Source organism: Solibacillus sp. FSL R5-0691 (genome assembly GCF_037974225.1).
Classification (GTDB): Bacteria; Bacillota; Bacilli; order Bacillales_A; family Planococcaceae; genus Solibacillus.
This window is the reverse complement of the sequence record NZ_CP150231.1, coordinates 2,444,765-2,457,946: the sequence shown is the minus strand read 5'-3', so window position 1 is coordinate 2,457,946 and position 13,182 is coordinate 2,444,765. Positions and strand designations below refer to the sequence as shown.

The window sequence follows — 13,182 nt, the reverse complement described above, 5'->3', positions numbered from 1 at the left end:
TGTAGTTTTAAGTTGAAATAAAAAATCAATTTTCTAATATGGAAAATTGATTTTTTTTTTTGCCTTTTAATCGTTCATATTTAAAAGCTAAAGAAAAATAAAAATTTAATGAATAGAAAAAAGATATAGGGAAATAATGGATTCATTAATTATCTAGAATGGGGGAATAGTATGTTTTTTGGAAAAAAGAAAACTAAAGAATCTCTCAAAAAACAAACTGAAACATTACCGCCATCTTCTCAAAATAACAGTGAAGTAGAAAAACAGGTACAACCTGACGGCGAAGTGAAACCGAATGAGACAATTTCTGAATCTACTCAAACTTTTGTGGAAGACATGAAAGATAGAATACTTTCTCCTGCCGACTTAGTAGTACGAAATGTATCCAAAACCATTACGATTTTATTTTTAGATAACTTAATAAAAGAAGATATTCTGAATCTGAAGCTTTTGCCTGCTTTGCAGAATATTGAAAGTGAATCACCTGAAACGATCCAAAGCCAATTACCTCTTCCACAAATAAATATAACTTCACAAATGGCTAATTGTGTTGACACAATGTTGACAGGGGCAGTTGTCATTCATGTAGAGGGGCATAGTTGTGCAATAATGGTTATTATTCCGGCGAGAGAGTCACGAGGCTTAACTCCTCCTGAAAATGAATCGCAAGTAATCGGATCTCAAGTTGGTTTTAATGAAAGTTTATCGACCAATATTTCTCTTGTTCGAAGATATATATTAAATCCTAACTTAGGAAATGAAAAATTTAAGGTGGGCAAACAGACAAATACCTCACTCTCAATAATGTATATAAAAGGGATTGTGGCGGAACAAAATGTAAATACAATAAGGCAAAGAATTGAAGAACTTGATATTCAAGATATTATTGATAGCGCCGAACTGGCAGAATTGCTCGATGACAACAATATTTCGATTTTTCCTCAAATGTTGATAACGGAGCGTCCAGACCGGTTTTGTGACGGGTTATTGAGCGGGAAAGTGGGCATACTCGTTGATGGTAGCTCGATGGCGATTCTTTGTCCATATAGCTTTATTGAATTTTTCCAAAGCAGAGAAGATAAAAACTTAAGATGGCCAATCGCAACATTTTTAAGATGCTTAAGATTTGCCGCTATTTTAATTTCTATCTTTTTCACACCACTGTATGTAGCGTCATTAACTTTTCATTATGAGGTCATTCCGCAGTCGCTATTAGTTCCGCTCAGTGAATCAAGGGCTAGAGTTCCCTTTCCTCCGATATTGGAGGCGCTTTTCCTGGAATTGATTATGGAATTGCTTCGTGAAGCAGGGGCAAGGTTGCCGACTAAAATAGGCCAAACAATAGGGATTGTAGGGGGTATAGTATTAGGTACAGCAGCTGTACAAGCCGGGATTACTAGTAATATCCTAATCATTATTGTTGCACTATGTGCCCTGTCTTCTTTTATTACTCCAAGTTATATGATGGGGAATGTAATACGAATTGTACGTTTTCCAATTATTATTTTAGCGGGATTTTGGGGTTATTACGGTATAATGCTTGCGTTCTGTATTTTACTGATTCATTTATTAAAATTGACAAGCCTTGGTGCACCTTATTTGACGCCATTTTATCCTCCAAGAATTAACAGCTGGGGAGATAGTTTAATTCGGTTTCCATATCGAGTAACTAAAAGAAAATCGCCAGGTACAAGAGTAGACGGCGCTGAATTTCCATCAAGCCAGGCAGGTCACAAGAATGATGGGAATGAGAAAGAATGAAAAATACATTACAAATTGGAATAAATGAGAAGTTTAATGCTTCGCTTCTCTTCTTTATAATTTGTGCAGCTCAAGTCGGAGTTGGTGTACATGGATTTCAAGCCGTCATTTATCAAAATGCGAAACATGATGCATGGATTTCTATTATAATTAGCTTTCTTGCAGTTAACTTGCTCATGATTGTGACATTTAAATTATTGGAAATGTACGAATCAAATGATATATTCGGAATTAATTTGGATATATTCGGTAAATATATTGGCAATTTTATTAATTTGCTTTTAGTTCTTTACTGTGGGGCAGCATTTTTTGCGATTATAAGAAATTATACAGATGTAATCAATGCGTGGGTTTTTCCTGAATTAAAACCATCTTTTATTGTCATTACACTGCTGATCCTTGTAATATATGCCTTTACTGCCGGACTTCGCATAATAATTGGCATATGCTTTTTTAGCTTTTTTTTAGGGTTATGGATTCCGATAGCTTTATTACTTCCGTTAGATTATGCCAATGTGAACTATCTATTACCCGTATTCAGCAATGATTTAATCGACATTCTTAAAGGAGCATATTATATGTCCTTTACTATAGTAGGTTTTGAAGTAATACATGTACTTTATCCGTTTGTAAAGGAAAAGAAAAAAGCAAAAAAATATGTGCATTTAGGTCTGCTTTTCACAATGGTTTTGTATTTGTTTGTAATGATTATTACGTTAACTTTTTTCAGTGGGGAACAACTTGAAAAAACAATTTGGGCGACGTTGTCACTATTTAGTATTATCAGACTTCCATTTTTGGAACGGATTGAACTTATTACGATTTGTTTCTGGATGATTGTAATCCTACCGAATCTCTGCTTGTATGCATGGTCAGCTTATAGAGGATTTCAGAGAATTGCTCCTATTAAAGAAACGAAATTTATTTTAATATTCTCTTTGTTAATATTTATAGCGTCCTTCTTTGTAGAAACAAGAACACAGATTCATGCTTTCAACTATACATTTGGAACACTTGCTTTTTATATTGTGCTGGTCTATCCAATCTTTATGTATTTTATTGCTCTCATCAAGAAATCAGCCTTAAAACACCGAGCGAGAAGGGAATGAATGAGTTGATTGAATTGAGAAAACTCATTTTGGTAATTGTCTCTATAATTGTATTGGCAGGCTGTGCAGAACAGAAAATATTAGAAAACATAAGTTTAACGACATTGGTTGGATATGAATTGACAGATGAAAATGAGTTGTCTGCCACTGCTGTTATCAGGCAAATCAATCAGGACATGGAAAGCAGGGTAGAGGTACAATCAGCAACAGCGGAAACAAGTAAGTGGACACGCACAAAGATTGATTTAAAAACAACACAAACAACGGGTTCGGGTCAATTAAGGGTCATATTGTTCGGAGAGGAAATGGCCAAGGAAGGTTTGGATAACGCCATACACATTATGAAAATGAATTCTGAAATTACTAATGCCACCTATTTAGCTATAGTTGAAGGTGATTTGAAAGAATTACTGGAATACAGCTATAAAAACATCACAGATATCGGACAACATATTTACCAGTTGATTGAGCATAATATTGAAAATCATCATGCGGTTTCATCAACTTTGCATGAAGTGAACCGAGATAAATTATCTTTAGTAAGGAATTACTCTCTCCCAATAATAAAAAAAGAGGAAGAAAATATCGTTATATCAGGTATCGCCTTTTTCAATGGAGGTAAAATTGTCGGTCAACTTCCTGCTGAAGATGCCTTTTATATGTTAATGATAAGAGATCGTACTCATAATGGTACACTACAATTAATTTTGCCGGACTCAACTTTAAAAAAACCTGCTTCCGATTCTACTGACGGATTGCCAATAGCTATCGATTCAATCGCTTCGAAGCATAAACTTAAACTTAAAGATGCTTCAGTACCGGAATTCGATTTGACAGTAAAATTTGATTGCCGTTTAATGGAAATTGACGCCGACTTAAATGTAGAAAAATCGGAAATAATTCAAAAGCTCGAAAAAGAAATCAATAAAAAAATCGAAAGTGAATTAAATCGAATTATAAAGTACAGTCAAGAAGTCAATTCGGATATATTCGAGTTTGGTGAGTATTATAGAGCACATGTCCGCAATGAGGAAATCGATAAAGAAAAGTGGAATGAATTGTATCCACAAATGAAAGTGAATGTTACAGTAAAAACAAAAATTATCCGTGATGGCGTGTTCCAATAAATTTTTATAAATTTAACGGTAGTGAAGATGATGAAGAAATTGAATGACTCTTATGCTAAACTTCAAAAATAAGCAAAAACCATTAATTTTCCGGTCAGTGGGAAAGTTAATGGTTTTTTGTTTATTTTACGTCATGAAGGGCAGTTAGCTTTGTCTCAATTGAGTTCGTCAAATCAGTCGTCGCTTTAGGTACGAAACTTTCCAATACTGGGTTGATCATCATCCCCATAAAACCGCCCGCGGATAGATCAAGGCTTCCTGTAACTTGAGCGGATTCGTTATTACCGGCAGTAATATTAAAATAGCCGTTACCGTCAAAGTTGTCCGACAAGCCTTTAATGTTAAATTTTACATCACTTGGCTCAATAGAATCCGTAATATCGACTTGAAGGGTAATCTTTTTTTTCGTAAATCCTAAATCTGCAAGTAAAGTCCAAGTGAACTGTGTATCATGTTGTGCTTCATGTTCGATATAGCCTGGGATTAATGGTGCCCAATTGTTGTAATCCTTTAGAAAATTCCATATTACATCGTTTGATAATGGTAATTGCACTGTATGGATAGCGTTCGGCATAATAATTCCTCCTAAAATCAATTAGCAGTACGAGTAAATTATTTCCAAAAAGTACCGCTGTAAATAGTATGCTAAAAAATGAATAGGAATTCAATAAAAATCATAAATTTTCTCCATTAATCATTATAAATATCGCTTAAGTAATTATTTTGTTTTGTGGAAGCGGTATCGAGATGAGGTTAATTATTAAACAATTAAATTAATTTAAATAATTTATAATAATTCACTTGATTTTATAATTATTCATTTGTATAATAAAACCAACATAAAGCTCACAGAGGTGTGTAATGATGAAGTTATTAGAAGAGGTGCAATTAAAACCCGTTGAAAGTTTACAAGGAAAAGACTTATTAACACTGCTTGACTATACGAGTGAAGAAGTAAAGCAACTGCTTGAACTTGCGACACAGTTGAAAACAATAACGAAGGCGGGCAAATGTCCACGATTATTGGAAGGTAAAACACTCGGCATGATCTTTGAGAAAAGCTCAACTCGTACACGGGTATCGTTTGAAGTAGGGATGCAGCAGCTCGGGGGATATGGCATGTATATGAATGCACGTGATATGCAAATCGGTCGTGGTGAACCAATCTCCGATACAGGAAGAGTTCTGTCAGGCTATTTAGACGGGATTATGATCCGTGCCAATTCCCATACGATGGTTGAGGAATTAGCTGATAACGCATCGATTCCGGTCATTAATGGATTAACGGATCTTGATCATCCATGCCAGGCATTAGCCGATCTTGAAACAATTGCCGAAAATAAAGGCGAATTGAAAGGGTTAAAAATCGCTTATGTAGGTGATGGTAACAACGTAGCACATGCGCTAATAGTTGCTGCAGCACATGTTGGAATGCATGTAGCAGTTGCAACACCACCAGGATATGAATGCGATACGCGTATTATAGAAAAAGCACAGGTGATTGCTTCGCGTAATGGCAGTACCATTATCGTAACGAATGATCCAGTGGAGGCTGTTACAAATGCAGATGCTGTTTATGCAGATGTATGGACATCTATGGGGCAGGAAGAAGAAACGCAAAAACGCTTGAAAGATTTTGCGGGATACCAGATCAACGATGAATTGGTTGCCCATGCAAAGCCGGATTATATGTTCCTACATTGTTTACCGGCACATCGTGAGGAAGAAGTTGCGACGTCAGTAATTGATGGTCCAAATTCTTATATATTTGAGCAAGCAGAAAATCGCCTGCATGCACAAAAAGCAGTTTTAGTATCTCTATTGGCGTAAAAAAGGCAGTGGCTTTGTACTACGGGTTGTAGTCGCCACTGTGAACCATACATTATTTATGGGCAGGAAGGGCAAATAAATAATGTAGTAGTCCAACGTGAATAACAACGGGAGACGCTGTGACGATTCATGAAGAGCTACAAGTGATGTCTGTATTCAAGATGGAATGCCCCATCACTACATAGAAAAAGCAATCCGGGAGACGCTGGATTGCTTTTTTGTATGGAATCATAATTGAAAGTTGGTTGGTTATGCTAAAAGTTAGCTGACAAATTGTTTTGCTAATTTTTGTGAAAATTCATTTCGCTCACTTTCGCTTGCACCATTCCACCATTTTTCCAGGAATACTCCTAGGCCTGGAAGTAAATGTTCCTCGCCCCGTGAAATTGCATCATTGACGATATCCTGAAATTCAGCGGCATCTGAGCCTGTCACATTGGCAGTAATTGCTTGTCGAATTTGAAAATCCATATGAAACCTCCTTTTCCCATACTTTGTTCAAAATAATAAACTTTATACATGGTATTGCATTATGGATTACAAAATAATTGTGATAAAATATACAATCGAGTACGTAAAAAAGGACGGGAAATTATGAAAAGAATCGAATCAACACAAAATGCGCTAGTGAAGCATTGGAAAAAGCTTGTTACACAACGTAAAGAACGTGAAAAAACAGGAGAGTATATTGTCGAAGGCTTTCATTTAGTGGAAGAAGCGTTAAAACATAAAGAACAGATTGTACAAATTATTGTGCGTGATGGTGTGGATCTACCATTATTATGGGCAATCGATGAGGTAGTATTAGTCCATGTAAATGATGCAGTCTCTAAAGAAATTGCGGAAACAGAAAATTCCCAAGGAGTATTTGCCCACTGCAAGCAACGTCAAATTTCAGAAGATGAACAATTTAATTGGCGTAAAGTACTATTAGTCGATGCTGTTCAAGATCCGGGTAATATTGGTACGATGATTCGTACTGCAGATGCTGCTGGAATTGATGCGGTTGTTTTAGGCAAAGGCAGTGTCGATGCATTTAATCCAAAGTCATTACGTTCAGCACAGGGCTCTCATTTTCATATTCCAGTCGTACGTGGAGACTTGTTGGAATGGGTGGAAAACCTGCAGGCTGACGGTATCCGTGTATATGGGACTTCACTAGATGAGTCGATTTCATATAAAAATGTTGAGCCTAGTGATTCATTTGCTTTAATTGTGGGTAATGAAGGGAGTGGCATTAATCCGCAAATTTTGGCAAAAACAGACCAGAACATCATTATTCCTATTTTAGGTGGAGCAGAATCACTAAATGTAGCGGTGGCAACAGGAATATTATTGTATGCTTTTGTAAAATAAACAGGTAAAACGTTGACGAGGGATTTTGTAAGTAAGTACTTATAAAATCCCATTTCTTTTAAAATATTAGGTAAAAAGTGGAAATAAAAACCATAATTTGAGAGGTATTACGCTTTCTGATTAGTCGCAAAATATGAACTTTAACGAGTTCATAGAAATGTCATTTTTGAAATGAAGTTCCCTTTTAGCTCGCAATTGCTCTGTTTTACTGCATTTGTCGTCATTATTTTAAAATATTAAAAAAGAATCGCTTGAAAAATGGCAGAAATAAGGGTTTTTTCCAATTTGATGTTTTGACACTTATTTGATGTTTAACTAAAATCTAAGTAGGTTAGACAGGCGCCTTAAGTTGTCACAACAAAAAAATAAAATAATGCTTTTTGAAATAGTGAGCAAACTGTTAATTATGGGATTCAATTTAAAGGCTCTAAATGGTGATGAATTGATGGTCTGGCTATTTGCCACTATATGCATAGTGTAAATGGTAATAAGTGAATTTATTCATTCGATGTCGCACTACGTATTATTTTATTTTCGCTCTCACATGAAAGCGCTTAAGCAAAATCTAACAAGCTCTATTTAATTGGAAAGGAGTCCAACTATGAAAGTAAATATGAAGGGAACATTACTCTCTTTCATGGGACTAGGTGCTATTCTATTAGCAGGCTGTAACGATAAGTTAGCAGTACTTGATCCTAAAGGTCCTCAAGCTCAAAGACAAGCCGATGACACAATGTTATTAATTTACCTAATGTCAGGGATTGTTCTAACAGTATTAGCAATTTTGGTATTTATGTTATTTAAATACCGTGCATCAAAACAAAGCCCAGATTACGAGCCACCGCATATTCATGGTCACTGGCTTGTAGAAACAATTATGATTGGTATTCCTGTTATCATCGTTATTTTCTTATCATTTGTTTCTGTTAAGAGTAACTACATTGTTGAGAATGTTCCTCAAGAATATGAAGATCAGGAACCATTAGTTATTTATGCTTCATCATCTAACTGGAAATGGCACTTCAGCTATCCGGAACAAGATATTGAAACAGTAAACTACCTATATATTCCTGCTGGACGTTCAGTTGAATTTAAACTTTATTCTTATGGTCCAATTACAAGTTTCTGGATTCCACAACTAGGTGGTCAGAAATACGCAATGGCAGACATGGTAACAACATTACACTTAGCTGCTGACAACCCAGGCGAATTCTGGGGACGTAACGCGAACTTCTCAGGTCGTGGTACAGCAGAAAACATTTTTGATGTAACAGCATTAACTCAAACTGAATTCGACGAATGGGTAACAGAAGTTCATGAAACGGCTGCTCCATTAACAGAAGAGAAGTTTGATGAATTATTAGAGCCAGGTCACCTTGGTAAACAAACTTATACAGGTACACATCTAGAGTTCTCACCAGCTCCAGAACACAACCATGAATCTTCAGACGAAAACGAAGAAGATGAAGAAGATCATTCTTCACACTAATTTTTGAAAGTAACAACTTTTCGAAAGGAGTACTACTATGTCGGAATTCTTTGCACAGTTTGCAGTTCCACACCCAAGCACATTAATTTATATCGCAATGGCTTCTATAGTATTAGGGTCAATCGCGTTAGTAGCAATCGTTACTTATTTTAAATTGTGGGGCTACTTATGGCGTGAATGGATTACAACTGTTGACCATAAAAAAATTGGTATCATGTATTTAATCACCGCTTTAGTTATGCTTTTCCGCGGCGGTGTCGATGCCGTAATGATGCGTTTACAATTAGCTGTTCCAGAAAACGGTTTCTTAGACGCTCAGCACTATAACGAAGTATTTACAACTCACGGAGTAGTCATGATTTTATTCATGGCGATGCCATTCATTACATTCTTCTTTAACTTTTTAGTACCATTACAAATCGGGGCACGCGACGTAGCGTTCCCACGTTTAAATAACTTGGCATTCTGGTTATTCTTCATGGGTATGGGATTATTCAATATCTCATTCATCGTTGGTGGATCACCTGATGCTGGATGGACTTCATATTTCCCATTAGCGGATAATGAGTTCAGTACATCAGTTGGTACAAACTATTACATGCTGGCACTTCAAATTGCCGGTCTTGGTACGTTAATGACAGGTATTAACTTCATTACGACAATCTTTAAAATGCGTGCACCAGGTATGACATTATTCAAAATGCCAATGTTCACTTGGTCAGCACTTATTGCAAACTTAATCATCGTATTCGCGTTCCCAGTATTAACAGTAGCATTAGCTATGGGTACATTGGATCGTCTATTCGATACTAAATTCTTTGCTATCGGCGACGGTGGTATGGACATGCTTTGGGCCAACCTATTCTGGGTTTGGGGTCACCCTGAAGTATATATCTTAATTTTACCGGCATTCGGTATTTTCTCTGAAGTTATTTCGACATTCGCACGTCGTAACTTATATGGTTATACGTCAATGGTTTGGTCAATGATCTTAATTTCAGTATTCTCGTTCGCTGTATGGACTCACCACTTCTTTACAATGGGTCAAGGTGCATTCACGAACTCGATCTTCTCGATCACAACAATGGCAATTGCAATCCCAACAGGGGTTAAAATTTTCAACTGGTTATTCACACTTTATAAAGGGAAAATTGAAATTACAACACCAATGTTGTATGCATTACACTTCATTCCTTTATTTACACTTGGTGGTGTAACTGGGGTTATGCTTGCGATGTCAGCAGCTGACTACCAATACCACAACACAATGTTCTTAGTAGCCCACTTCCATAACGTAATCATCCCAGGTGTTGTTTACGCGATGTTAGCTGGTTTAACGTTCTACTGGCCAAAAATGTTCGGTTTCATGTTAAACGAACGTATTGGTAAAGCAACAGTTTGGGTAATGTCATTCGGTTTCGTACTTGCATTCATTCCAATGTATATCACTGGTTTAGATGGTCAAGCGCGTCGTATGTACACTTTCTCTGAAGCTTCAGGTTTCAGTACATTAAACATGGTATCGTTCGTAGGTGCCGGAATTATGTCTGTTTCATTCATCATGTTAGTATGGAACATTTGGTACAGTTTCAAAAACTCTCCACGCGACATCGGTTCAGATCCATGGGATGCACGTGGTCTTGAGTGGGCGACACATACACCAATCCCACACTATAACTTTGCAATTACTCCAGACGTAACTGATTCAACTTCAGAAGCATTCTGGGATTCTAAGAAAAATGGCACGAAGTTATTCAAAGGTCAAATTGAAGATATTCATATGCCAAATAACTCAGGTCAAACATTTATCTTATCAATATTCTTCTTCATCGGTGGTTTCGCTATGGTATTCAGTATGTTTACTTTAGCTATCATCAGCTTAATCGGTATTTTAGCTTGTATGGGTTACCGTTCTCTAGAAGACGACCATGGCTACCATATCCATAAAGAAGAAGTAGAATTAATCGAGAAAAAATATGAAAAAGAAGGAGGTGCGAAATAATGGGTAAAGTTAATAACAATGTTCCATTGGAATATTCAACAGAGGAAAATAACCTGAAAATCTTCGGATTCTGGACTTTCCTAGGTGCGGAAATCATGTTATTCGGTACATTATTCGCATCATACTTTGTTCTATCTGGTCGTACAGGTGACGGTCCTACTCCTGCTGAGATTTTCGAAATCGGTCCAGTATTAGCAGAGACATTCATTCTTTTAACATCAAGTTTTACAATTGGTTTAGCCATTCATGCGATGCGTCTTGGCAGTAAAAAAGCGACATTGTCATTTATGGGTATTACATTAGCACTTGGTGCAGCGTTCGTATCTGTCGAAGTGTATGAATTTATACACTACGTGCATATTGGTGCAGGTATTACTACTAGTGCCTTTACATCTGCTTTATTAACAACGTTAGGAACACACGGTCTTCACGTATCGTTCGGTTTATTCTGGGGAATCTTCATTATGATCCAAATCGCTAAACGTGGACTTAACTCAGTAACAGCAGGGAAAACGTTTATCTTCTCACTATACTGGCACTTCCTGGATGTTGTTTGGATCTTCATCTTCAGTTTCATTTACTTGAAAGGAATGATGTAATCTATGGCTAAGTTCTTTCCAATCGGCCAAATTATGGGCTTCGTATTTTCACTGATTTTAACAGTGATTGCAATGCTTGTTTACTTCACAGATATGTCATTCACAACTGGAATGGTTATCCTTTTAGTAACAGCATTCATTCAAGCAGGTTTACAGTTTATTGTTTTCATGCACGCTGGTGAAACAAATGACAAGTGGGCTATCTACTCGAACATCGTATACGGTATCGGTTTAGTAGTATTGACTGTTTTAGGTTCTTTATTAATCCTTCTTTGGGATATGTAATGATGAAAAACACTCCAGCTAGTTGATAAATGTATGAAAATACATTAAACTAGTTGGAGAATATATTACGAAATGCGTTGACCGGGAAGAGTAGGTATACACCATTTGTTTTAGGGAATGCAAGCCAATGACTGAAAGCTTGCTAACAAATTGTATAGTGAAGTTCACCCCGCGAGCAGCATCCGGGATCCACTTGTGGTGAAAGGATTGCCGGCTAGACATAGTCGTTAGCTCCAATGAAGTGATTGCGGTTGCGCAATAACTAGGGTGGTACCGCGAAACTCGTCCTCGTCCCTTTCTTAGGGGACGAGGATTTTTTATTTTCATGAATGTTAATTATAGTTTCGAGGGTTTGCTTGCATATTAACTTGATGAAGTTGATTGAAGTGGAGGTTCGACTCCTGCAGGAATAGCGTGACGCCTGAGACTAGGAACAAAAGCTAAGAACGCCACGTCCTGTGGCAACGCTTTTGTGACCAACATCCTGTTGGCCTCACGCCCGAGGAAAGCGTAACCGTAACGGAAATCAACGTTTTCAAAGTCGAAACTTTGTTAGCGAAACTTATAAGGAGGAATTTTTTTAAATGGAACAACAATTAAAGCAATTGGAACAAGAAGCATTAGCCAAAATTGCCGATGCAGCGGACTTAAAAGCATTAAACGAAGTTCGTGTTGCGTACTTAGGTAAAAAAGGACCGATCACGGACTTATTAAAAGGGATGGGGAAACTTTCTGCAGAAGAACGCCCGAAAATGGGTGCCCTCGTTAACACTGTACGCGAAAATGTAACAGCAGAACTTGAAAAGAAAGTTGCAGTACTAGAAGAAGCAGCAATTTTAGCACAGCTTGAAAACGAATCAATCGATGTTACGTTACCAGGCGCAAAAGTGCGTGCAGGTAACCGTCACCTGTTAACACGTGTAATCGAAGAAATTGAAGATCTTTTCCTAGGTATGGGCTACGAAATCGTAGAAGGTCCGGAAGTAGAAAAAGACTACTATAACTTTGAAGCGATGAACTTGCCTAAAGGTCACCCGGCTCGTGACATGCAGGATTCATTCTATATTTCAGAGGAAACATTATTACGTACACATACATCACCAGTGCAGGCACGTACAATGGAAGCCAAAAAAGGCGAACCAATCCGTGTGATCTGCCCAGGTAAAGTATTCCGTCGTGATACAGATGATGCAACTCACTCACACCAATTCATGCAAATTGAAGGTCTTGTGATCGGTGAAAACATCCGCATGTCTGACCTTAAAGGTACACTTGATGCATTAGCAAAGAAAATGTTTGGAGCAGAACGCGAAATCCGTCTTCGTCCATCATTCTTCCCATTCACAGAGCCATCTGTAGAAGTAGACGTTTCTTGTCATAAATGCTCAGGAAAAGGCTGTAATGTATGTAAACAAACTGGCTGGATCGAAATCTTAGGTGCCGGTATGGTACATCCGAATGTACTTGAAATGGCGGGCTACGATTCAACTAAGCTTTCAGGTTTCGCTTTCGGTATCGGTGCAGAACGTATCGCAATGTTAAAATACGGTGTGGATGATATTCGTCATTTCTATACAAATGACACACGCTTCTTATCACAATTCCACCAGGCAGAAGTGTAAGA

General features: G+C 37.3%; 12 protein-coding genes and 1 other annotated feature. Of the genes, 10 read left to right on the top strand and 2 right to left on the bottom strand.

Annotation, left to right across the window (positions count from 1 at the left end):
• Nucleotides 1–171: 171 nt before the first annotated feature.
• The 3 genes from MKY51_RS12330 to MKY51_RS12320 are packed head-to-tail and all read left to right on the top strand — an operon-like array spanning nucleotide 172 to nucleotide 3,997.
• Entirely contained in the window at nucleotides 172–1,761 is a 1,590-nt protein-coding gene (locus MKY51_RS12330; RefSeq protein ID WP_339172484.1) for a spore germination protein, read from the top strand.
• A complete protein-coding gene (locus tag MKY51_RS12325; RefSeq protein ID WP_339172481.1) occupies nucleotides 1,758–2,870 on the top strand; it encodes a GerAB/ArcD/ProY family transporter in 1,113 nt (370 codons plus the stop codon). The genes MKY51_RS12330 and MKY51_RS12325 overlap by 4 nt, the downstream gene beginning before the upstream one ends.
• A gap of 14 nt (nucleotides 2,871–2,884) precedes the next feature.
• The gene (locus MKY51_RS12320; protein ID WP_339172479.1) at nucleotides 2,885–3,997 is read left to right on the top strand and encodes a Ger(x)C family spore germination protein; all 1,113 of its coding nucleotides are present in this window, start codon (nucleotides 2,885–2,887) and stop codon (nucleotides 3,995–3,997) included.
• Between the two features lie 121 nt (nucleotides 3,998–4,118).
• Here the strand turns inward: MKY51_RS12320 and MKY51_RS12315 are convergent, their stop codons facing one another.
• Nucleotides 4,119–4,571: an SRPBCC domain-containing protein gene (locus tag MKY51_RS12315; RefSeq protein ID WP_339172477.1), complete on the bottom strand. Its 453-nt coding sequence runs from the start codon at nucleotides 4,569–4,571 to the stop codon at nucleotides 4,119–4,121.
• A gap of 290 nt (nucleotides 4,572–4,861) precedes the next feature.
• Here MKY51_RS12315 and argF point away from each other — a divergent pair, with 290 nt between their 5' ends.
• Nucleotides 4,862–5,827: an ornithine carbamoyltransferase gene (gene argF, locus MKY51_RS12310; RefSeq protein ID WP_339176629.1), complete on the top strand. Its 966-nt coding sequence runs from the start codon at nucleotides 4,862–4,864 to the stop codon at nucleotides 5,825–5,827.
• A 261-nt stretch (nucleotides 5,828–6,088) separates the two neighbouring features.
• On the opposite strand, the gene sspI is transcribed toward argF, so the two are convergent.
• Complete coding sequence (gene sspI / locus MKY51_RS12305) at nucleotides 6,089–6,298, bottom strand: small acid-soluble spore protein SspI (protein ID WP_339172476.1); 210 nt, start codon at nucleotides 6,296–6,298, stop codon at nucleotides 6,089–6,091.
• Between the two features lie 123 nt (nucleotides 6,299–6,421).
• On the opposite strand from sspI, the gene MKY51_RS12300 reads away from it, so the two are divergent.
• The 6 genes from MKY51_RS12300 (at nucleotide 6,422) to pheS (ending at nucleotide 13,180) form a co-directional block, all read left to right on the top strand.
• Nucleotides 6,422–7,183: an RNA methyltransferase gene (locus tag MKY51_RS12300; protein WP_339172474.1), complete on the top strand. Its 762-nt coding sequence runs from the start codon at nucleotides 6,422–6,424 to the stop codon at nucleotides 7,181–7,183.
• Between the two features lie 601 nt (nucleotides 7,184–7,784).
• Complete coding sequence (qoxA, locus tag MKY51_RS12295; RefSeq protein WP_339172472.1) at nucleotides 7,785–8,672, top strand: cytochrome aa3 quinol oxidase subunit II; 888 nt, start codon at nucleotides 7,785–7,787, stop codon at nucleotides 8,670–8,672.
• 37 nt (nucleotides 8,673–8,709) lie between these two features.
• Nucleotides 8,710–10,674, top strand: coding sequence for a cytochrome aa3 quinol oxidase subunit I (gene qoxB / locus MKY51_RS12290; protein WP_339172470.1), 1,965 nt, complete (start codon nucleotides 8,710–8,712; stop codon nucleotides 10,672–10,674).
• Complete coding sequence (gene qoxC / locus MKY51_RS12285) at nucleotides 10,674–11,273, top strand: cytochrome aa3 quinol oxidase subunit III (protein WP_339172467.1); 600 nt, start codon at nucleotides 10,674–10,676, stop codon at nucleotides 11,271–11,273. The genes qoxB and qoxC overlap by 1 nt, the downstream gene beginning before the upstream one ends.
• Before the next feature lie 3 nt (nucleotides 11,274–11,276).
• Entirely contained in the window at nucleotides 11,277–11,558 is a 282-nt protein-coding gene (gene qoxD, locus MKY51_RS12280; RefSeq protein WP_008407695.1) for a cytochrome aa3 quinol oxidase subunit IV, read from the top strand.
• A 68-nt stretch (nucleotides 11,559–11,626) separates the two neighbouring features.
• Nucleotides 11,627–11,857, top strand: a binding site (T-box leader).
• A gap of 285 nt (nucleotides 11,858–12,142) precedes the next feature.
• Nucleotides 12,143–13,180, top strand: coding sequence for a phenylalanine--tRNA ligase subunit alpha (gene pheS, locus MKY51_RS12275; RefSeq protein ID WP_079528316.1), 1,038 nt, complete (start codon nucleotides 12,143–12,145; stop codon nucleotides 13,178–13,180).
• The last annotated feature ends 2 nt before the right edge of the window (nucleotides 13,181–13,182 follow it).

Coding starts and splice junctions, on each gene's coding strand:
- pheS (WP_079528316.1), top strand. CDS start 12,143: ATGGAACAACAATTAAAGCAATTGGAACAAGAAGCATTAGCCAAAATT.
- qoxC (WP_339172467.1), top strand. CDS start 10,674: ATGGGTAAAGTTAATAACAATGTTCCATTGGAATATTCAACAGAGGAA.
- MKY51_RS12315 (WP_339172477.1), bottom strand. CDS start 4,571: ATGCCGAACGCTATCCATACAGTGCAATTACCATTATCAAACGATGTA.
- sspI (WP_339172476.1), bottom strand. CDS start 6,298: ATGGATTTTCAAATTCGACAAGCAATTACTGCCAATGTGACAGGCTCA.
- MKY51_RS12330 (WP_339172484.1), top strand. CDS start 172: ATGTTTTTTGGAAAAAAGAAAACTAAAGAATCTCTCAAAAAACAAACT.
- MKY51_RS12300 (WP_339172474.1), top strand. CDS start 6,422: ATGAAAAGAATCGAATCAACACAAAATGCGCTAGTGAAGCATTGGAAA.
- MKY51_RS12325 (WP_339172481.1), top strand. CDS start 1,758: ATGAAAAATACATTACAAATTGGAATAAATGAGAAGTTTAATGCTTCG.
- qoxA (WP_339172472.1), top strand. CDS start 7,785: ATGAAAGTAAATATGAAGGGAACATTACTCTCTTTCATGGGACTAGGT.
- qoxB (WP_339172470.1), top strand. CDS start 8,710: ATGTCGGAATTCTTTGCACAGTTTGCAGTTCCACACCCAAGCACATTA.
- argF (WP_339176629.1), top strand. CDS start 4,862: ATGAAGTTATTAGAAGAGGTGCAATTAAAACCCGTTGAAAGTTTACAA.
- qoxD (WP_008407695.1), top strand. CDS start 11,277: ATGGCTAAGTTCTTTCCAATCGGCCAAATTATGGGCTTCGTATTTTCA.